General features: G+C 56.8%; 17 protein-coding genes. 5 read left to right on the top strand and 12 right to left on the bottom strand.

What is annotated here, in order from left to right; translation table 11 throughout:
- Window positions 1-5: 5 nt before the first annotated feature.
- Together F7R90_RS21580 and F7R90_RS21575 are read right to left on the bottom strand one after the other, a co-directional pair.
- Window positions 6-407: a Rid family detoxifying hydrolase gene (locus F7R90_RS21580; RefSeq protein WP_158059638.1), complete on the bottom strand. Its 402-nt coding sequence runs from the start codon at window positions 405-407 to the stop codon at window positions 6-8.
- A gap of 500 nt (window positions 408-907) precedes the next feature.
- Complete coding sequence (locus F7R90_RS21575; protein ID WP_158059637.1) at window positions 908-2,515, bottom strand: transposase; 1,608 nt, start codon at window positions 2,513-2,515, stop codon at window positions 908-910.
- Between the two features lie 384 nt (window positions 2,516-2,899).
- Between F7R90_RS21575 and F7R90_RS21570 the strand changes: the two genes are divergently transcribed.
- Window positions 2,900-4,024 carry a trypsin-like serine peptidase gene (locus tag F7R90_RS21570; protein ID WP_158059636.1) on the top strand — a complete coding sequence of 375 codons (1,125 nt, stop codon included), beginning with the start codon at window positions 2,900-2,902 and terminating at the stop codon, window positions 4,022-4,024.
- Here F7R90_RS21570 and F7R90_RS21565 read toward each other — a convergent pair.
- From F7R90_RS21565 to F7R90_RS21550, 4 genes are all read right to left on the bottom strand, one after another.
- A complete protein-coding gene (locus F7R90_RS21565; RefSeq protein WP_158059635.1) occupies window positions 4,021-4,590 on the bottom strand; it encodes a hypothetical protein in 570 nt (189 codons plus the stop codon). The genes F7R90_RS21570 and F7R90_RS21565 overlap by 4 nt on opposite strands.
- 711 nt (window positions 4,591-5,301) lie before the next feature.
- Window positions 5,302-6,453 carry a tyrosine-type recombinase/integrase gene (locus tag F7R90_RS21560; RefSeq protein WP_158059634.1) on the bottom strand — a complete coding sequence of 384 codons (1,152 nt, stop codon included), beginning with the start codon at window positions 6,451-6,453 and terminating at the stop codon, window positions 5,302-5,304.
- A gap of 414 nt (window positions 6,454-6,867) precedes the next feature.
- Window positions 6,868-7,299, bottom strand: a complete 432-nt coding sequence (locus tag F7R90_RS21555; protein WP_158059633.1) for a hypothetical protein — start codon at window positions 7,297-7,299, stop codon at window positions 6,868-6,870.
- Complete coding sequence (locus tag F7R90_RS21550) at window positions 7,296-8,168, bottom strand: ParA family protein (RefSeq protein ID WP_158059632.1); 873 nt, start codon at window positions 8,166-8,168, stop codon at window positions 7,296-7,298. The genes F7R90_RS21555 and F7R90_RS21550 overlap by 4 nt, the downstream gene beginning before the upstream one ends.
- Window positions 8,169-8,606: 438 nt before the next feature.
- On the opposite strand from F7R90_RS21550, the gene F7R90_RS21545 reads away from it, so the two are divergent.
- The 4 genes from F7R90_RS21545 (at window position 8,607) to F7R90_RS21530 (ending at window position 11,773) form a co-directional block, all read left to right on the top strand.
- On the top strand, window positions 8,607-8,753 hold the full coding sequence (locus tag F7R90_RS21545; protein WP_158059631.1) for a DUF2080 family transposase-associated protein: 147 nt from the start codon (window positions 8,607-8,609) through the stop codon (window positions 8,751-8,753).
- Window positions 8,754-8,756: 3 nt separating this feature from the next.
- Entirely contained in the window at window positions 8,757-10,046 is a 1,290-nt protein-coding gene (locus tag F7R90_RS21540) for an RNA-guided endonuclease InsQ/TnpB family protein (RefSeq protein ID WP_158059630.1), read from the top strand.
- Window positions 10,047-10,305: 259 nt separating this feature from the next.
- Window positions 10,306-11,376: a M48 family metallopeptidase gene (locus F7R90_RS21535; protein WP_233752315.1), complete on the top strand. Its 1,071-nt coding sequence runs from the start codon at window positions 10,306-10,308 to the stop codon at window positions 11,374-11,376.
- Between the two features lie 211 nt (window positions 11,377-11,587).
- Window positions 11,588-11,773: a hypothetical protein gene (locus F7R90_RS21530; RefSeq protein ID WP_158059628.1), complete on the top strand. Its 186-nt coding sequence runs from the start codon at window positions 11,588-11,590 to the stop codon at window positions 11,771-11,773.
- Between the two features lie 375 nt (window positions 11,774-12,148).
- On the opposite strand, the gene F7R90_RS21525 is transcribed toward F7R90_RS21530, so the two are convergent.
- The 6 genes from F7R90_RS21525 to F7R90_RS21500 form a co-directional block, all read right to left on the bottom strand.
- On the bottom strand, window positions 12,149-12,841 hold the full coding sequence (locus F7R90_RS21525) for a hypothetical protein (RefSeq protein WP_158059627.1): 693 nt from the start codon (window positions 12,839-12,841) through the stop codon (window positions 12,149-12,151).
- 404 nt (window positions 12,842-13,245) lie between these two features.
- The gene (locus tag F7R90_RS21520) at window positions 13,246-15,333 is read right to left on the bottom strand and encodes a dipeptide ABC transporter ATP-binding protein (RefSeq protein WP_158059626.1); all 2,088 of its coding nucleotides are present in this window, start codon (window positions 15,331-15,333) and stop codon (window positions 13,246-13,248) included.
- Window positions 15,330-16,241: an ABC transporter permease gene (locus tag F7R90_RS21515; protein WP_158059625.1), complete on the bottom strand. Its 912-nt coding sequence runs from the start codon at window positions 16,239-16,241 to the stop codon at window positions 15,330-15,332. Before F7R90_RS21515 ends, F7R90_RS21520 begins: the two co-directional genes overlap by 4 nt.
- Window positions 16,241-17,233 carry an ABC transporter permease gene (locus F7R90_RS21510; RefSeq protein ID WP_158059624.1) on the bottom strand — a complete coding sequence of 331 codons (993 nt, stop codon included), beginning with the start codon at window positions 17,231-17,233 and terminating at the stop codon, window positions 16,241-16,243. Before F7R90_RS21510 ends, F7R90_RS21515 begins: the two co-directional genes overlap by 1 nt.
- Window positions 17,230-18,093 carry an HpcH/HpaI aldolase/citrate lyase family protein gene (locus tag F7R90_RS21505; protein WP_158059623.1) on the bottom strand — a complete coding sequence of 288 codons (864 nt, stop codon included), beginning with the start codon at window positions 18,091-18,093 and terminating at the stop codon, window positions 17,230-17,232. The genes F7R90_RS21510 and F7R90_RS21505 overlap by 4 nt, the downstream gene beginning before the upstream one ends.
- Window positions 18,086-19,327, bottom strand: coding sequence for a CaiB/BaiF CoA transferase family protein (locus F7R90_RS21500; protein WP_394352031.1), 1,242 nt, complete (start codon window positions 19,325-19,327; stop codon window positions 18,086-18,088). The genes F7R90_RS21505 and F7R90_RS21500 overlap by 8 nt, the downstream gene beginning before the upstream one ends.
- Window positions 19,328-19,344 lie beyond the last annotated feature (17 nt).

The following is a 19,344-nucleotide window of genomic DNA, read 5'->3' as shown; positions in this document are numbered from 1 at the left end:
ATCGGTCACGCCCCCGACCCCGCTTTCGAGTCGCGGGCGGTCGCGACTACTTCGATCTCGACGCCGATGTCGATGGGGAGGTCTTCGACTTGAACCGCGCTTCGGGCAGGATACGGCGCAGACATGTAGTCTGCGTACACATCGTTGATGGCGTCGTAGTCGTCCATGTCCTGTACGAAGACGGTCGCCTTCACCACGTCGTCGAGCGACAGGCCCGCCGCCGTCAGTACTGCCTCGACGTTCTCTAGGGTGCGCGCGGTCTGTTCTTCGATGGTGTCGCCGACGATGTCGCCCGAGTCGGGGTCAACTGGCCCCTGTCCGGAAACGTAGATGCGGTCGCCGTCGCGAACGCCCTGCGAGAACGGGCCGATGCTCGGCGGCGCGGCGTCGGTACTAATCTCTTCCATGCGTCGCCTCCGAACCGGTGTACTGGATTCGTGTCGTGATTCCGTCGCCGTCATGGTGGTCACGAGCGGCTAGACCCACCGCTCGACCTACGGTGCACTGCGTGCGTACCATACGGTGTGTGCTCATACCGCCGAGTAATAAAACCAGTCCCCGTGGAGTAGCTTCGGACGTATTCGCCAGACGCTGGGAACCGGTCGTGGGTGAACTCGTAGTCGGTGTTTCGGTCGGTTGCGCGTTCGTTGAGACGATACGGAACATCGAGTTCTGTCGGCTCAATCGGTCCTCTTGCCACCCCCGGACTAAGGTCCAGTCACAGTTTCGGAGGATGGCATAAATTTGGGTGGGTTTTGTGGCGAATCGGCATCAAATACCTCAAATCCGTTCCTTAGTCGCGGGGATAACTAGCGAAGTCTCAGTACTTATCCACAATTGAAGAGATTTCAGACCCTTTCTTCAGTGTTGCCACTCACAGATAGCTAGCTGAATATCCCTCAGACGCTCAGTCAGGCGGCACCAGCGCTGCCGAAACCAGTTCGACACATTCCCCAGCCGTCAGGACGGGAGCGTAATCCATCTCGCCATCGACACTTGTTTTCAACAGAAAATCGGTGAGCCGCCAGATGTTGTAGAGTAGGGCTGCGAAGACAAAATAGAACAAGCGGACGCGATAGTCTTTCGAGGAGGTCTTCGCAAGGAAATCGTGTTTGATCGATTTATAGCCATTCTCAATCTGCCAGCGGCGACTATATCGACGACAGAACGACTCCGCTTCCTCCGGACCGACCCGAACGTTCGTGGCGAATACTGCCGTCCCGTCACCCTTCGTAGACGGGACGTAGAGAAACTGCATCGGGTGGGAACCAGCTTCCACATCGACAGACGCCGATTCGACGGCAACATCTTGTCCGTCTGTTTCCATCCGCTCGATGACGGTCCGTTCTGTACTGGAAATGCGCTTCGGAATGAGGTAGTTCACGCCCAGATTCGAGAGCGTCTGAAAGACTCGCATCGAATCAAACTCCCGGTCGCACAGTACGGTCCCAATCGGCACGTGGTCTTTCACCCGTAAGACCAACCGCCGGACAGTGCGATGGATTCGATTCGACGGATTCTCGTCCCACGGTGAACTTTCCCGCACCGGCTCGACGGCAAGTACAAGCGGGATATTCCGACCAACAATTGAGAGTGTGGCAAATTTGAACGCTCTGCCGTCGCCGTCTTTCGTCCCGCTCACCATCGACATTCCCTCCACGTCCCCGTAGTAGGGCACGGTCGTAATGTCGATTGCCACCGTGACTGGACGACGAAACGCTGTTTCAGAGGCGATAGCCGAAAGAACGTGATCTGTCGCAGTGTCGAATCCCGCGATGAGGTTCTCAGGGTCGAACTGTTTTACTGCTCGAAGGTGGGTATCGCCGTGGGGACCGTACTCTGCACCTCGGCGATACTGGAAGCGCGCTGCTCCTTGTGCGGTGCCGCAACCGACCATCCCCATGAACGTCTGTAACTCGAAAAACCGCGTATCTTCGTATGTCGCATTGTCAGCACGGTTAGAATCGAACCCGTCAAAGCCATGGTCACGAGCAAGACGCGTCGTTCGCTGGATGTTCTCATCTGTGAACTCGTCTTCGGCGGTTGCTTCTTTTTCCTCGGCAGGGCACGCCTCGGAATCTTTACGTGGATGGAGTACCTCTTCTTTCGGTCGGACGGTTCGAACGGAGAGGTCTTCGTCGTGGATTTCTTTGACGAGATAATGAGCGGCTGTCGTAATGAACTCACAAACTCCCTCGTCGAAACGATTGCGCCACGTCCGCGAAAGAACTGATTCACTAGGGAGTCGATCAAGCCCGCATACTGCCGCGAGTTCTGGTTGCCGGGTCAACGCTCGATAGCTGTCGCCGGTTATTTCGCGGTAGAGAAACAACTTGAGTACTCCATGGAATGAGAAGGATGCGGGATGCCACTCTGGATAGCCATCGTCGAGCCTGTCGAACGGGCCATCAACTGCTTGAAGTACTTCGGAAAGAGATTGTCCTCTTTGAATTCGGTTTCGCAGTTCGATTCCAACAAGATATGCGTCAGTTAATCGTCCGACCCGAGCTTCCATCTCTACTTGATTCTACACGGTAAATCTATTCGAAACCTTGGGTGGCGTTGTCTAGTTAGCGCAGTTTGAGAAGTGAACAGGTTGTAACGGTTGTGTCCATACAAGACGCTCCTCTGCGCAGAAGTTAAGCTAGACGGTGCCCCTTAGATCTACTGAGTTGATTTCGTGATTGGAACAACTGGGGCCATTGCTAGGACACTAGCCCAGATAATGTAACTATATTTAAGATAGTTTTATAATGGTTCTCAATATTTTTCTTCATGTATAGATAGGGAAATAAACCGCGGTTCGAAGAACGGCACAGACAAGTTATCAAAGATGGGGCGACGGCGATTCCTCTCGGCACTTTCCAGTCTTGGGGTTTCAGGAGCCGCGTTGAAATTCATGACGAAAGACGCGCTCGCATCGGTTACCGGTAATCCGGAAGACGAAGTGCCCAGATTGTACAGTCTGCGGGTTACGAATCCAGACGAAGTGCGGCATAACAACGCTGCCCCGGTTCGGGAACCTGTCTACGGGTCAATCCCGCGGTCAGTGTGGGTGCAGATAGATGGAGCACACGACGCTCGACGCCAACTTGAACAACAGCTCCCAACTGTTTCCTCTGAACCACACCGCAGCATCTCTGCGACGGTTCGACACGTCAAGGGACACTCCGGAAGTCAAAGCCAAATCGTTGTTCATTACCCGTATGAGGAACGCGAAGAAGTTGCGAATGCCGAAGTTTCCGTTCCCCTCAGTGATGTGAAAGAAACCCTGCCAGCCAATATGTCTGGCATCGCTGGGCGCGGGACCGAAGTCGCCGAAGAGGTTCCCCCTGTCCCAATCAAGGTGGTTCGCTCCCCGGAACAAGAACAGTGGTACGAGTACAGATACCGAAATCCCGGTGTCCCTGCTGGGGCAGCCGCGACCTTTGGCACCACTGAAGGCCCTGCGACACTCGGAACACCGGTGTGGGATAATAAGGACGAAGAGATGGCACTGTTGACCTGTGGCCATGTTGTCTCGAACCACGGACCACGCTGCTACCAACCTGGTGCGCAGAACGCCCCCGGTGAGAGCGATCCCAACTACATTGGGGCAACAGATTTGGATTATTTCAAACACGGTTCCGAGTTTGATGCTGCGATGATTCGGACGACAGGTGGAATCAGCACATACGGCGGGTTCGCAGATACCGGGGACGACAACTACCGTGGGCCAAACATCGGCGGAACTGTGCAAAAAGATTGGTTGGAAGACGCTGCACAGAACGGAGACCCACTCAAGAAACAAGGACTCGGTTCAGGCCTAAAAGAAGGGGCAGTCACGAATACGAACGACACCTACTTCCTCACCAAAGCGGACAATGAAGGCGGAGACTCTGGTGGACCGCACTTCCGGCTTCTTGACTCAGACTCAGACACAGCGGAAATCGCAGGAATACATAAGAGCGACTACGGCGGAAAGTCGAAAGCGACCATCCTCGCAGAAATCGAACAGCGGTGGAACCTTACGACGACACCCTAATTGACCTTCGACTGAGGCTCAATCTCGACAGTAAACGACCATTCGAATTTATTGTTTAACCGTTCTTCATCGGGCAACTGGAATTTCACCTGATCCGAGAATTGGTACTGCCCAGAATGATACTCTGAGGTCAAACCAGTTGGCAGAAGAATGGCGTACTCGTCGGAAACAGACTCGCCTGCATCTAAGATTATAGTGGTACCAACTTGCGGGATATCGAAGTCCTCCACGGCTCGCCATGGTGGTTCGTCTGGCACGAGTCGCTCTTTGTTTACGCTTGTATCGCGGGAATGGAGAGGAATAACTACGAGTTGCTTATCAGACTGATTTGTGCCAAAGTACCGAGAGAATGGTGGTGTAATACCAAACATCGTCCGAAGTGTTTCGGTACCCGTATTAGTAAGCGAGATGCAGAACGTTCCCGGATGGGTTTGAGAAAACTCGGCCACTTTCTCCACACGTACCTCAAATCGGTGGTCTGCACTCGTCGTCGGTAATTCCATGAAATCGTAGGTGGTTACATACTCCTCTGGATTCGGATGAACGTCGAATTCAGGCCAAGTCATTCTCTTATAGTATGGTTCCTGCGTATTTAATATCCATGCAGCAATTGACGTGCAACTCGGTTGCTTCAACTCGAAGCTTTGAGACGATTACCATTGACATTACCTCCACACACCCATGCCCCGGTCGTGATGTCGATTGCAACGGTCATTGTCCGACAAAGCTCCGTTTCAGAGGCGAGAGTCGCAGTTCCCCTCGTACTGCTTCCCCGCTATCCGTTAGTTTCACAGATGCTGATAGTTGCTTGGTTTATCTTTGGGTTCTATATTGTAGACCCAGAACCAAGCCCCAGCGAACATTCGTTTGCTTCGTTTTTTATGGCCAGCATTGGTCGTTATCGGGCTTCTACTTGGTGTCATCGAGTATTTGCCCGCTCTTGGTTTGGAGTTGCTCCACCCAGTTCCTTGTCGGGTAGCTAATCTCTTCTTTTTGTCCGCCTCGTAAGACCTAGCATGAAGTCTCTATTTAATACCCCTAAATATATGCGGAAATAAGGCGCGCATCAGAACCATCTTCCGAGGTTGTGGTCCAGTAGACACCTTCCCTGGATACATCATTATGAAGTTTATGTCTGTCCGGATCCGCAGTCCTCACTCTTTGCCACGCCGTTCAGTTGGCCAACGCCAGGGCCACGCACGTCGATACGTCGGCCGCCAATACCGCCGGACAGTCCCGAACGCACTTTCGGGTCCATCCGATACAGGACGCTCCCGTCACTTCTCGGCTTCGTCGAACGCTTCTCCTGCCGCTTCGGCTGTCTCCTCCGCCGAGATGTGCGAATACGCATCCATCGTCGTCTTTGGGTCGGCGTGGAGCAGGTGCTTTTGAGCCTGTTCCCACCCTTTCTGGCGAACGAGCGTGCTGCCAGCACCGCGACGCCCCCCGTGAAGTTCGAGGTACTCGCCGCTCTCGGTGTCGAGTCCCGGTATGTCGGCCTCCTTCGAGAGGCGTTGCAGCAGCGTCCTCGCTCCGGCAGTCGTCAGTGCGGGCGGGGCGACGTCGTACCCGTAGCAGACCTCGAGTGCAGTCGCATCGGCGCGAATCGACGCGATTTCGTCCTCACTGTATCCGTCGGCTTCCAACCCCGCGTTCGCGGCAGCGGATATCGAAGGCCCGTGGAACGAAGGAAACACCGGCCACTCCTCGTTCGGCGGGTCGAACATTTGTTTCCAGCGTTCGAGCACCGACGTGGCTTGCTTGGGGGCACTCGTATCCCGGTACTGCTGCTGTCCTTTTTCCAGAATGTGCATCGTGCCGCCGTCGAGATCAACGTCCGACCAGCGAATCCCCGTTCGACGCGCGTCGTTGTTTCCGGGAGCCTTCAGTACTTCTGCGCCTCGCACACCGGTGTAACCTATTGTTGCGACGAGCGCTCGGTCGCGCGACTCTGCGAGCGCGTCGGAGCCACGTTCGTCTATTGCGTCATGAGCGCGTTTCGAAATGTAGGCCATGATGGCCGCTCGCTGCTTGGGCGACCAGAACTGCTGTTCGTGGTCGGCCTGCCGGTCGTCGTCGGGCAGCGGTTCCTCGGCACGGGCTTTCTTCGCGGGGTTGTCCGGGAGGTACGCGCGCGCCTGACACCACGAGAGGTACGCGCGAACGTAATCGTAGTACTTCCGTGCCGATGACGGCGCAATACCGGTAGTGCCGTTCGTGCGACGTTTCAAGTGACGAGCGTAGGCTTCGAGGTCGTCGACATCGAGCGCAGCGAACGTGTACGTACTCCGATTCTCTCGCGTCCAAGACAGCCACTTTCGGACGACACGCTCGGCGTTTCGGCGGTAGTTCCCCGAATCGTTGCCCTTGCTCTTGTCGGTGAGATAATCGTCAAGTGGGCTATCGAGCGGTTGGTCTGTCTTACTCACGGTTCGTCGCCTCACTTAGTTGCAGGTCTGTTCGGGTTGGCAGTCGAGTAGTAGGCGTGGGCATAGTGGGTTTTGTGTTGGTTCCTCCCGGGTTTTGGTGTCGAGAAGCCGGTTTTCGGTGATAGGGGAGTTTCGTGCGTCACCGAGGGCGGCGACCCACTAAAATCTACTTATGATTCCTGCGCTAATCACAAGTGCGGCCATCCACGACAGTATTGGCATGGAGGACGTCTGAGACCACTGCAATCGATAGAATTAGATTCTCACGGTAAGTTATAAACTACATATCGCTGTATGGAATGTTGGTGGCGATCGTGAAAGACAGCGCCTTCCCTAAGACACCGTTTCCTGCGGAATGAGTCGCAATACAGCGGGTTTCGCTTTCACCCGAGGGTCACAACAGGGGGAAAACAGTTAGAGGTCGTAGCCCCACTCTCTGAGGACGGATTCAGCGTCGTCGATGTTCTGCATGCCCGCAAGATAGATTGCTTCGCGTGCGTCAAGTTTGTAGACGTCGTCGTCGAAGCGGTCTTCCAGTTGCCGTCGCGCATCGTTCTCGTTCTCGTCGGTATCGTCTTGGACGAAGAGCTGGTGGACGTTCTCGCGTTCGTCTTTGACTTTGTCTCGTCGGAGCGTGTACGGTAGATCTGAACGGTTCAGTCCATCAGTGTTACTGCTCGAGCCATCTGGTTGGTCATACTGTCCAGTGTTACTGGATGTGTCTTCTGGCTCAGATTGCTGGTCGGTGGAGCTGGAGGATTGGTCTGGTGAGTCTTGCTCAGTGGATTGGGTATCGTCTGACTCCGAGGGGTCATCTGCGAACGGATCAGAAGCACCCGATTTCATGCTGGTGCCTCCGTCGGCTGCTCGAACTGTTCTGTGATGTACTTTGCAAGCTGGTCGAATTTATCGAGTGTCTGCTCTTCGTAATCCCGGAGGTCGCGGTACTCGTCGTTCTCTGCGAGTTGGAAGATACTGACTTGGTTCTCCCACGCTTCACCGAGCATCGAGCCACGCTCTCGGATCGAGACTGGTGCGACCGGAAGGTCTTGTTCTGCGAGTCGGTTTTCGTATTCGGATTGGAGGTTCGTATCGGAGACTTTGTTCGGCACGACACCGAGGACACCGATTTCGATGTCGCCGAGTTTCTCTTCGATTCCGTCAACGACGTCTCGAAGACCGTCCACACTTTGCTTGCCTTTTGGTGAGAGTTCGGCGGGGATGACGAGGTTCGAGGTGGCGTAGACGGCGTTGTAGAGGTGTTGTCCGACTGTCGCTGGTGGGTCGACGATGATGACGTCGTATTCGTTCGGGATGTCTGCGTCTGCGAGGACTCGTCGGAGTTGTTTCTCTTTTGGCCAGCGGAAGTTCGCGTCGTGCATGCTTTCTTCCATTTTTGCGGCGCGATTGAGATTCTGTTCGAGGTCACTCAACATGTTGTGACTCGGGATGATGTCGATGTTGTCCTCGACTTGTTGTGTGAGATTGGCGAAGTCGCCTTTGGGGCGTTCGACGAGGTGTCGGACGAGGTTATCGACTTCTGGGTCTTTTCGGTGGTCTTCTGTGCCGAGGTGGTGGGTGAGTCCGCCGTCTTGGGGGTCCATGTCGATGACGAGAACGGATTGATCGTTTCGGGCGTGTGCTGCCGCGAGGGATACTGAAACGGTTGTTTTCCCGATTCCGCCGGCCTCGCTCCAGACGGTGTACGAAATCATCGTACTGGCACGTCACACTGCCTGTATAAATAATCTCGTCAGACGAGACAGTGCCACTGCCGAGTTGCACTAAATAATAACATTGCTCAGTGATACTGGCCAGAATTACTGGCCAGTAACACTGAACAATAGTCTTGGACATATGAACCAGACAGTAGAGTTGACCAGTATGATCCCTCAATATTAGCGTGCAGTCTCCTTAAGCAATGCTACTGAATAGTGGTAATGGGCAATCAGACTCACCACTCTAACTATTCAGTCTGAACGAGTTATTTAACTGGAATTAGGCGCTAAGTCCCCTTCCTCAAGGAGCAACGCAGCGAAGCGAGTAGCGCAGTAGGGAGGGGATACAGCGCCGCACAGGTCTCAAACACGTTCGTCGCTCGGCCCACAGGCCCACCGCTACCTTTATGTCTATCCATAGTCTATACATCGGTGATGGATAGGTTTGAAATCGAAGGCGAGGAAGTCCTCGACGGCACTGCAAAACCGTCGGGCAATAGTGCCCACGTCATCGTTCCCAAACGCTGGCGCGGAGCCGACGTAAAAGTCGTCCGCGTCTCCGAACCCGACCCAGACGAGTAGACCATGCAGTACAACTACAAGTACCGACTGGCCCCACCGGAAGCCCTCACCGAGACGCTTCTGCACCACGTCGATACTTGCAGGCAACTGTACAATCACGTCCTCTACCTGCTCAACGAGGCAGACGACATTCCCGCCCGCTACGACGTGCAGGGGCAACTCCCCGACCTCAAATCGTGGTGGGATGACCTCGGGGACGTTCACTCGAAAGTGTTGCAGATGGTCGTCAAGCGCGTCTACGACAACCTCTCCACGCTCAAAGCCCAGAAGGAGAACGGACGTGCCGTGGGGATGCTCAAGTGGAAACCGCCTCGGGAGTATCGGTCGCTCACCTACAACCAGTCCGGCTTCAAGCTCAAGAATACGAGTGGTCGGCCCGTGTTGTGGTTGAGCAAAATCGGAGAGATCCCGATCCACCTCCACAGAGACATCCCCGAGAACGCGACCATCAAACAGGTCACGGTCAAACGAGAACCCACGGGCGAGTGGTACGCCACGTTCGGCATCGACGTAGACGAAGCCACGCCCGAGAAGTCGGAGAATCCAGAGCGAGTCGTTGGGATCGACGTGGGGATTTGCAAGTACGCCCACGACACCGACGGATACGCCATCGAGAGTCCCGACTTCAGCGACGAGCGCGAACGACTCGAACGCGCCCAACGCAACCTCTCGCGGAAAGAACACGGCTCGAACAATTGGGAGGAACAAAGGAAGGTCGTGGCTGAACGCCACGCCGAGTTGAAGCGAAAGCGCCGCGACTTTCTCCACAAGTTGTCGAACTACTACGCCCGTGAGTACGACTTGGTGGCGGTCGAAGACTTGGACGCGAGGGGACTGGTCGAACTCCCCGGTAACTCACGGAATCGCGCAGGCGCGGCGTGGGGGACGTTCCTCCGTATGCTCGAATACAAGTGCAAACGGGAAGGAACGCACTATGTCGCGGTCGACCCGAAGGACACGACGAAGGAGTGTGCCTCCTGCGGTGTCGAGACGGATAAACCGCTGTGGGTACGCGAGCATTCGTGTCCGGCGTGTGGGTTCGAGGCGGATAGGGACGCGAATGCGGCGTGGAATATTCGTTCTCGCGGCCTTGAAGACGTAGGAGTGGGATACTCCGAATCAACGTCCTCAGAATCGCAGAGCGATTCTGATGGGCTGCGAAAATCGCATAGCGATTTTCGAACGCCTGTGGAGACTGCGCTCCCTGCGGACACGCGGGTGTCTGCAAAGCGCGTCGTGGAAACAGGAAGCCCCACCCTCAAGGAGCGAACCGCCTCGGCGGTGAGCGAGTAGGGTGGGGTAGTTCACTATGTTCGGGACAAATATGAGTATACATACCATGCTACTCAATCACCTCGCGTTCATCGGTCTGTTCGTTGGCACGACCGTGTTTTTCTCGTGGCTCGACGTCGTAAACGTCCTGCACGGAGAACGGATGCTTGCCCAGCGATCGGCATGGGTCCGAGAACGCTTCGCTGTTGAGGATCCTTGGGAAATCGCGGATTACGACCGTGCAACGACCGGCGTAAACCTTTTACAGACCACGACGACAATGCTAGTGGTCCTCGGGACACTGTATTCGGGGTTGTTCACCGACATCGTCACTGCATTACAAGCAACGACCCTCTCGCCACTCGCACAGGGCGCCGTGCTCTTCGCTGGTGCTTTCGCCGCACTCACACTCATACAGAAGCCGTTCGACGCGTACGCCACGTTCGTCGTTGAGGAATTGTTCGACTTCAACCAACAGACGCCCGCCTTGTTCGTTCGTGACACCGTCGTCTCACTGCTTCTCACTACTGCCATCGCTGGTGGTCTGTCAGCGGCGCTGCTAAGTATCATCCAATCGTTCCCGAACCTCTGGGCACTCGGCGGCATCGCACTCTTCGTCGCCTTCATGCTCGTCTTCCAAATCGTCTACCCACGGATCATCGCACCCCTATTCAACGACTTCGACCCCATCGATTCCGGCGATCTGCGCGAAGCTGTCGACGACGTGTTCGACCGCGCTGGCTTCGAACTCAGCCAACTCTATGAGATGGACGCCAGCCGTCGATCTTCGAAATCGAACGCGTACTTCATTGGATTCGGTCGAACAAAACGCGTGGTCCTGTTCGACACGCTCGTCGAACAGATGACTCGCGAGGAACTGCAGGCGGTGCTCGCACACGAACTCGCTCACTGGCAGAAAAAGCACGTCTGGAAGCTCATGGCCGCCTCGATCCTCCAAATCGGAATCGTGCTCGCCATTGCACAGTACCTCACGTCGACGGAGTGGCTGTACGCGATGTTCAACGTGCCCACCACCGCAACCTATGCTGGCCTTGCACTGGCACTGCTCTGGCTGTATCCACTCATGCAGTTGCTTTCGCCGCTGACAAACAAGATCTCGCTCCGGTTCGAGCGCGAAGCGGATGACTTCGGCGCGACGATAGCTGGCGTCGACGCGATGGTGTCGTCGCTGCAGACCCTCGGCGGCGAAAACCTCTCCAATCCGTTCCCGCATCCACTCTACGAGACGTTCCACTACGACCATCCACCGATTCCCGAACGTATCCGCCGACTAGAAGACAGCAACTCACCCCCCTCCTCTCAGGACGACGAGGACGCAACCCCAGTCTGAGACTCCACGATTCTCTCAGGTATCCGTCGTTCACGGTCTTCGGGTGAGCAATATTTCTTGAACAGCGCGTCGAATGTCACTGCAGCTACTACGGCGTTCGCGGTGATAGATATGAAATTCCATAATTTAGGTCACATTCGAACTATTACAAAATCATACCTATCATCTATTAATCCGTATACTCGTTCGCAATCCATTCAAGAATTTCTTCGTGACCAACGATGCCCTCAGGCGATCGTTCCTCGTCGACGAGGACTGGCTCTGGCATGTCACCCGAGAGGGCATCGATATCGGAATCTTCAGGTGGGAAATAATGGCCGTGGTACTCGATATTCCGGTCTTGGAGTGCGTGGAGGATATCACCACAGCGACTGCATTGGTCGTGTGTGGTCTGTGAATACTATTGTTAGAACGGGCAGTCTATTATTGTATTTTCTGCAAATAACCTAAGGTATAGATGACTCACTATAGTTTTCCTCAACCCATTCGAGGATTTTTTTGTGGCCGACGACGCCTTTCGGAGCGTGCTCTTCATCGACCAGGACGGGATATGTAACGTTGCCCGAGAGTGCATTAATATCGGGATCGGGCGGGGGAAAGTGATTGTCCGTAAAACGAACGTTTCTGCGTTTGAGAGCGCCGCGGATGTCTCCACAGTCACTACAGCGTTCGTGAGAATACAAATTAACCTCCATTTGAGTCTACATTCATTCGAGAGGCAATAAATTCCCTGTTTAAGTTTCTATGTTTCCAACTTCCAATCGATATCATATTAGATTTGATTGAGTAACATGCCCCCGAACCCTTGGATTCTGTGAATGGCCCAGATGTATTCTTCGCCAGGCCGAAGATCGACGTGCGATGACTCGGTCCATCCGACATCGGTCCACGGTCTTGGGTGTGTAATGACGAGCAAACTGCCGTTGTCCAGTTCACCGACCCGCCACGGTGGTTGAGAATACTCCCAGCGAGATTCTTCAAATAAACCAGAAAGGCCTCCAAATTCGGCTAGCAATGATTGAGAGTAGACGCCGAGTTGTGAGATTTGATCAATATGATCGGCAAGAGGAGGTTCAAGTGGGAGAACTTCGGCACGCTGGATGCGAGTACATACGGGAACGTAATCTGCACTAAATCCGGTAGCAAGTCTACAAACAAGTCCGATACAGTCGTCGAAGAATTGTTCGTATTTTTCGTCGTATTCCCAGTTAGACGGATTGAGCCAGTCCTTGAAGCTCATCGTGAGAACTGGTTCATGTGGGTTCAGATTTCCTCCGAGAGTGATACTAATATTAAACGATTTATTTCCGTATGGGATATTCATTGAGGGAATCTCTTCATCGAATTCTTCATTCCGTCTCTCGGTCTCAAACCCTACTGCTTCAAAGGCCTGTAGTGCAATGTCCACGACGTCACTGTAGTCTTTCTTTGTATAGACACATAGATTACTAGATCTCCCCGCCATGCTATTTATATAGCTCTTCGTATGATATAAATTCGATTGTGATTCCCACCGCGTGCGAGTCCTACCGCGACGCGAGTTTTCCCACGGTCGTATGGCTCTTTGACTTTGAGTGCCAGTCGGCTAGCGCGAGTGGAGGTGACGAAATCCTCGATGTTCCCGAACGTGCTGGTGGCCTTGGCGACTTTCGTGACTTGCGCACCATAGTATGCCTTGGTGATGAAGCCAGCCGCATAGAAGATAGAGAGCAGTGAGTGTTGTCCCAATTATCACCACGGCATACATATTTATGTGAATATTTTGCCAGCCCAGTTTGAAAGGGACCTGGGTCACGGATAATCTTACCACGCACACAACTCAAACTGGTTAAGCGGTCGTGGGCGAGGTCTACAGTGAAGCGTGCCGTCTCAGTCTGACTCCTGAGCGCGAGTCGAGTCACCCGGCGAATCGGAATGTCGCTCGATATGTTCACCCTCAACCGGGAAGTAACAGGCGGCTGACTGACCCTGTTCACTCGTTTCATCGAGCGTCGGTTCGGCCTCGTGGCACTCCTCGCTCGCTTTTGGACAACGCGGCGCGAACGCACACCCGGACGGTAAATCGACGGGGTCCGGGGGTTCCCCATCGAGCAACACTCGCTCGCGTACCACAGACGGGTCTTTCTCCGGCGCCGCAGACAACAGCGATTCCGTGTACGGATGCTTCGGCGACTCCACGATGCGTTCGGTCTCTCCTTCTTCGATGATGCGGCCCAGATACATTATGGCGAGCCGGTCCGACACCTGCGCCAGACTCGCGAGGTCGTGTGAGATGTAGATGATGCCGATGTCCTCCTCGTCGGCGAGACCACGGAGCAGATTGAGGAGGTTCACCTTCAGCGACACGTCCAGCATCGACGCCGGTTCGTCACACACCAGAAAGTCCGGTTCGAGGACGAGTGCCCGAGCGATAGCGACGCGTTGGCGTTGCCCGCCCGACAACTCGTGGGGATACTGATCGAGGAACTTCGAGGCGGGCGTCAGCCCAACCCGTTCGAGCGTCTCACGAACCTTCTGGTCGCGCGACTCCGGGGCATGGTCGTGAATCACCAGCGGTTCACCCACCAACCGGCGCACCCGCTGGCGCGGGTTCAACGAATCGAAGGGGTCTTGGAAGATAATCTGGGCCTTCTCTCTGAACGCCTGCATATTCCCGTCCTGATACTCCTCGATGTCGGTACCGTCGAACGTAATCGACCCACCAGTCGGTTCTTCGAGCAGTGCGACCGTCTCGCCGAGTGTCGATTTCCCACAACCGCTCTCGCCAGCGATGCCCAACACTTCCGACTTCCGAACCGACAGCGAGACGCCATCGACGGCGCGCACGTGATTTGGCTCCTCGCCACGAATCTGATCGAACAGCGGTTGGCTCTGCTGGTACCACTTTTCGAGGTCGTCAGTCTCGAGGATGACCTCCCCTCGGTCAGCGACCGTACGGGACTCCTCGGGTTCGATTCCCCACGTCTTCGGTTTCGTCGCCTCCCGCCGCATCTGGGCGGCTTGATCGACGTAGTGACACGCAGACTTATGGTTGCGATTCGGCAAGTCTACTGGGTCTGGATGTGACTGCTCGCACGTCTCGTCGGCGAACGGACAGCGGTCCCGGAACACACAGCCAGACGGCTTTTCGCTCAGATTCGGCGGTGACCCCGGAATCGAAACCGGGTCGTCCGCCACGTCCTCTATCTCCGGGAACGAGTTCTTCAACCCGATAGTGTAGGGATTCGTCGGATTGACCAGCACGTTGTCCACGCTTCCCTGCTCCATCACTTTGCCGCCGTAGAGGATGGACAGGTCGTCACAGGTCTCCGCGATGACACCGACTTCGTGCGTGATGAGCAGCAGCGAACTGTCGATACGGTCCTGAATCTCGATTATCTTGTCGATAATCTTGTCTTGGACGATGACGTCCAACCCCGTCGTCGGCTCGTCGGCGATGATGAGGTCCGGGTCGAGTGCGAGCGCCATCGCAATCGTGACTCGCTGGCGCATTCCGCCGGAGAACTCGTGGGGGTAGTCGTCGATTCGCTCGGGGTCGAGACCCACCATGTCGAACAACTCCTGGACCCTGTCGCGGGCCTTCTGCTTCGAGACGTTGCGATGCTTCTGGATGGCTTGCCGAATCTGGGCACCCGTGGACATCACGGGGTCCAGCGAGTCCATCGCGCTCTGTGGGATGTACGCGATGTCCTCCCAGAGAACGTCTCGGCGTTCGCGTTCGGAGAGCGACAGCAGGTCTTGGCCCTTGAACGTGACCGACCCACTATCGACGGTGCCGTTGTCGGGCAGGAGTCCGAGGACGGCCTCTGCGGCCGTGGACTTACCCGATCCGCTCTCACCGGCGAGACCGTAGTTGACTCCTTCCTCGATGGTGAACGAGATGCCGTTGACTGCGTGGACGTTATCCTCTCCGGTGCTGTACGTGACGTGTAAGTCGTCTACTTCGAGCAGTGTCATTGTTCGGTCTGGATTTCGGGGTTGATCACTTCTTCGTAGGCTCTACCGATGAGGAACACCGACGTGGTGACCGCTGCGATGCCGAGTGCTGGTGGGAACACCCACCACCACGCGATGCGGATGTTACCGGACTCGAACACTTGCCGGAGCATCCGTCCCCAACTGGTCGTCGTCGGGTCGCCGAAGCCGAGGAACGCCAGACTGGCCGCCGAGGCGATGGACCACGCGACGCCGTACGCCGTGTAGAGGAAACCGATGGGCAGGACGTTCGGTGCGACGTGCAGGAACATCGTCCGTGGGTGACTCGCACCGCTCGCTCGTGCGGATTTGACGAAGGTACGCTCCCGTAACGTCAGCACCTCCGCACGAACGACGCGAGCAGGCATCTTCCAGAGGAACCCGGCGATGATAGCCGTGATAAGCCAGATGCTCGGCGTGACGAACGTCAACAACAGCAGCGCCATCGGCATGAACGGCAGCGAGAACGTCAGGTCGGTGATGCGCATCAGCAACTCGTCCACCCACCCGCCGAAGTAGCCGCTGACGAGGCCGACGAGGAAGCCGAGGAGTCCGGTTCCGAGGCCGCCGAAGAGGCCGACGATGAGCGTCGGTCGTGCGCCTGCGAGGAACTGACTGAACACGTCCTTGCCGTACGCCGTCGTTCCGAACAGCGCCTCGCCGTTCGGAGCCTCGACGCGCATGAGTTCGCCGGAGTCGGTCCGCATGTCGTGTTCGATGGGGTCGTGGGGCGCGAGCATCGGCCCGAATAGCCCGAGGAAGACGAACGCCGCGAGGACGAGAACGCCCACGAGCGCCATCCGGTCCTGCGCGATAAATTCGAGCTGAGACTTCGCTCGCTCCGCCGTGTTCGAGAGGCGGTCCCGCCACGTGACAGAGGAGGTTGCCATCAGGCACCACCTCCATCAACCGTGACCGTCGGATCGAAGTACGCGTACAAGACGTCTGCGAGCAGGTTCATGACGATGACCGCAAGTGCCATGATGAAGACGGCAGCCTGCACGAGTGGATAGTCCTGTTGTTGGATCGCCAGCACGAGCGCCCGGCCGATGCCGGGCCACGCGAAGACGACTTCGAGGAGGATGAGGCCTTGGAATATCATCCCGAGTCGGAGCGCGAAGTAGGTGAGTACCGGAAGCATCGAGTTCCGCCCGGCGCGCATCAGCTGCTCGTTCTCCGAGAGACCCTTCGCGCGATGGAGTTTGAGGAACTCAGAACCCTTCTTCTCCACGACGCCGTTGCGGGCGAGCAGGAGGAAGTCGCCGCTGTAGAACAGCACCGTCACGGTGAACGGCAGAATGTAGTGGTGCAGGAAGTCCATCGAGAGATACGTTTCCAGTAGTCCGTCCGGTGACGCCGTCACCGACCGCATTCCGAACGCCGGGGCGACGCCCAGCGTGTAGGAGAAGATGATGACGAAGAAGATGGCTGTGATGAACACGGGGGTCGAGCGAAGGAACGTCGTCCCGATGATGCTGATGGTCTCCAGTTTCGACCCGCGGTTCCAGCCGACGTACATGCCGAGCAGCGTGCTCAGGATGGCCGTCGTAGTCAGTGCGGGCACGAGCAGGACGAGCGTGTTCGCCAGTTTCGGCGCGAGGATCGACCACACCTGCCGGCTCTGGAGAATCGAGTAGCCGAACTGGAAGGTGAGGATGTTCTTCAGGTAGATGACGTACTGCTGCCAGAGCGGCTTGTCGAGACCGTACAGCGCCATAATCTGGTCGACTTGGTCCTGCGTGAGATTGCCCGCCGTGATGAGCGCCTCGAACGGACTTCCCGGGAGCATCCGGAGGACGACGAAGATTATCGAGACGGCGACGAACGTTAGCATCATCGCGATGGCGACCCGCTTCGCCAAGAACCGCTGGAAACTGCTCATCCGCTCACCTCCTCGACTTGTTCGTGCCGAGCCAGCACCGTCTCGTACTGCTCGACGATGGCCGTGTCGAGGAAGACGCCGTCGACGACGAGCGAGTCTCTCGCCGAGGCGTCGAACTGCTCTACGAATCGTCGTGCCTGTTCGACCTCGTCCGCTGTCGGCGTGTACACGTCGTTTAGCACCTCTATCTGAGCAGGATGGATTGCCTTCTGTCCGACGTACCCGATTTCGCGGGCCCGCCGGGCCGATTCACGCAATCCGTCCGTGTCCTGAAAGTCTTGGTAGACGGTCGCAATCGGGTCGAGACCACCGACTGCGGCGGCACCGACCGTGAGCTGGCTCACGAACTCCAAGACTCGTTCGGGGCGGCCGGTTGCGCCGATGGCGCGCGTGTAGTCGCCGAATCCGAACGAGAAGCCAGTTACTTCCGGGAGTTCACCGCCGCGTTCTGCGATTTCGACCGCCGAAAACAGCCCGCGTGGCGTTTCGACGATAGGAATGAACTCCGGCGTCTCACCGTCGGCCTGCCGAGCGACCGAGACGAACGTCTCTAGTTCGCTAGGCGTCTCGATCATCGGAACGATGACCGAATCCGAGTCGCTCTCGACCACTGCGAGCAGGTCGTTCAACCATCGCTGGGTCTGTGCGCCGTTGATGCGAACGCATCGCTCCGTGTCGCCGAACTCGGCCGTCGCGGTCACGTCCGCCACGTTCTCTCGGGCCTCGGGAACTGCCGAGTCCGGAACCGCATCTTCGAGGTCGTAGATGACGGCGTCCGCGTCGGTCTTCGCGGCCTTCCGCATCATTTCGGGGTCGTCGGCGGGCGTGTAGAGGAACGAGCGCCTGAGACCGCTAGTCATCGCTCTCACTCTCCACGGTGTTCGCCGCGTTCTCATCGACGGCGGTGACGCCCTCGTCGGCGAGCGTTCGAATCTCCTCGGCAGTTAGGTCCGTCTGCTCGCCCAAGACTTCGACCGTGTGTTCGCCGATGTCTGGACCGGCGTGAACCACCTCGCCGGGCGTCTCCGAGAGTTTCGGGAAGACGCCGCGCATCCCGACTTCCTCGTCGCCGTCTTCGACGGTGATGACCGAGTCGCGGGCCTCGAAGTGCGGGTCCTCGAAGATGTCGGCCATGTTGTAGACCGGACCGATGGCCGCTTCATGCTCTTCGAAGATGTCGATGACTTCCTCGCGCGTGTGGTCGGCCATCCAGTCGCCGATGATTTCGTCTAACTCCTCGACGTGCGCGAGTCGGTCGTCCATCGTCTGGAACCGCTCGTCTTCTGCGAGTTCCTCGCCACCGACGATACGGAGGATTCGGTCGGCGATACTCGGGGCGCTTCCCGAGATAGCGACCCAGCGGTCGTCTTTCGTCTGGTAGGTGTTCCGCGGGGCGGTTCGACTGCTCCGGTTGCCCGACCGCCGGTGGTCGGTTTCGTGCTGGTGGTGTTCGATGACGTGGTCGCCGAGCAACCCGAACATGTTCTCCAAGATGGCCGAATCGATGTACTGGCCAGTACCGTCGCTCGTGTCCCGCCAGTACAACGCCATCATCGTGGCGTACACCGAGTGGAGCGCACAGATGGAGTCAGCCATCGCCACGGGCGGAAGCGTCGGCGGGCCGTCCGGTTGTCCTGTCGAATAGGCGTACCCGCTCATCGCTTCGACTAACGTGCCGAAACCGGGGCGGTCCTTGTACGGTCCCGTCTGGCCGAATCCCGTGGTTCGAACCATCACGAGACCGGGATTCACGTCCGAGAGCGTCTCCCAGCCGACGTTCCAGCGTTCGAGCGTTCCCGGCCGGAAGTTCTCGACCAGCACGTCTGCGTCCGCGACGAGTTCGCGAAACAGTCGCTGGCCCTTCTCGGTATGGAGGTCGAGCGGCACGCTCTTTTTGTTGCGGTTGACCCACTTCCACGACAGTGATTCGTCACCCTCACCGAAGTCCCGGAGGGCGTCCCCTGATTCTGGATGCTCGACTTTGATCACGTCAGCGCCGAAGTCGCCCAGCAGCATCGCCGAGAGCGGTCCGGCGTACAGCGAAGCGGCGTCGATGACCGTGAGTCCGTCGAGCGGTTGTGTATGGTTTGTGATTGGCATGTACGTAAACT

The sequence above is a fragment of the Halorussus halophilus genome, from assembly GCF_008831545.1.
Lineage (GTDB): Archaea > Halobacteriota > Halobacteria > Halobacteriales > Haladaptataceae > Halorussus > Halorussus halophilus.
Note: the sequence above shows the minus strand (reverse complement) of the source record. Positions and strands in the feature narration are given on the sequence as shown.

Coding starts and splice junctions, on each gene's coding strand:
- F7R90_RS21575 (WP_158059637.1), bottom strand. CDS start 2,515: ATGGAAGCTCGGGTCGGACGATTAACTGACGCATATCTTGTTGGAATC.
- F7R90_RS21510 (WP_158059624.1), bottom strand. CDS start 17,233: ATGAGCAGTTTCCAGCGGTTCTTGGCGAAGCGGGTCGCCATCGCGATG.
- F7R90_RS21535 (WP_233752315.1), top strand. CDS start 10,306: ATGCTAGTGGTCCTCGGGACACTGTATTCGGGGTTGTTCACCGACATC.
- F7R90_RS21580 (WP_158059638.1), bottom strand. CDS start 407: ATGGAAGAGATTAGTACCGACGCCGCGCCGCCGAGCATCGGCCCGTTC.
- F7R90_RS21565 (WP_158059635.1), bottom strand. CDS start 4,590: ATGACTTGGCCTGAATTCGACGTTCATCCGAATCCAGAGGAGTATGTA.
- F7R90_RS21540 (WP_158059630.1), top strand. CDS start 8,757: ATGCAGTACAACTACAAGTACCGACTGGCCCCACCGGAAGCCCTCACC.
- F7R90_RS21515 (WP_158059625.1), bottom strand. CDS start 16,241: ATGGCAACCTCCTCTGTCACGTGGCGGGACCGCCTCTCGAACACGGCG.
- F7R90_RS21570 (WP_158059636.1), top strand. CDS start 2,900: ATGACGAAAGACGCGCTCGCATCGGTTACCGGTAATCCGGAAGACGAA.
- F7R90_RS21520 (WP_158059626.1), bottom strand. CDS start 15,333: ATGACACTGCTCGAAGTAGACGACTTACACGTCACGTACAGCACCGGA.
- F7R90_RS21555 (WP_158059633.1), bottom strand. CDS start 7,299: ATGAAATCGGGTGCTTCTGATCCGTTCGCAGATGACCCCTCGGAGTCA.
- F7R90_RS21525 (WP_158059627.1), bottom strand. CDS start 12,841: ATGGCGGGGAGATCTAGTAATCTATGTGTCTATACAAAGAAAGACTAC.
- F7R90_RS21550 (WP_158059632.1), bottom strand. CDS start 8,168: ATGATTTCGTACACCGTCTGGAGCGAGGCCGGCGGAATCGGGAAAACA.
- F7R90_RS21545 (WP_158059631.1), top strand. CDS start 8,607: ATGGATAGGTTTGAAATCGAAGGCGAGGAAGTCCTCGACGGCACTGCA.
- F7R90_RS21505 (WP_158059623.1), bottom strand. CDS start 18,093: ATGACTAGCGGTCTCAGGCGCTCGTTCCTCTACACGCCCGCCGACGAC.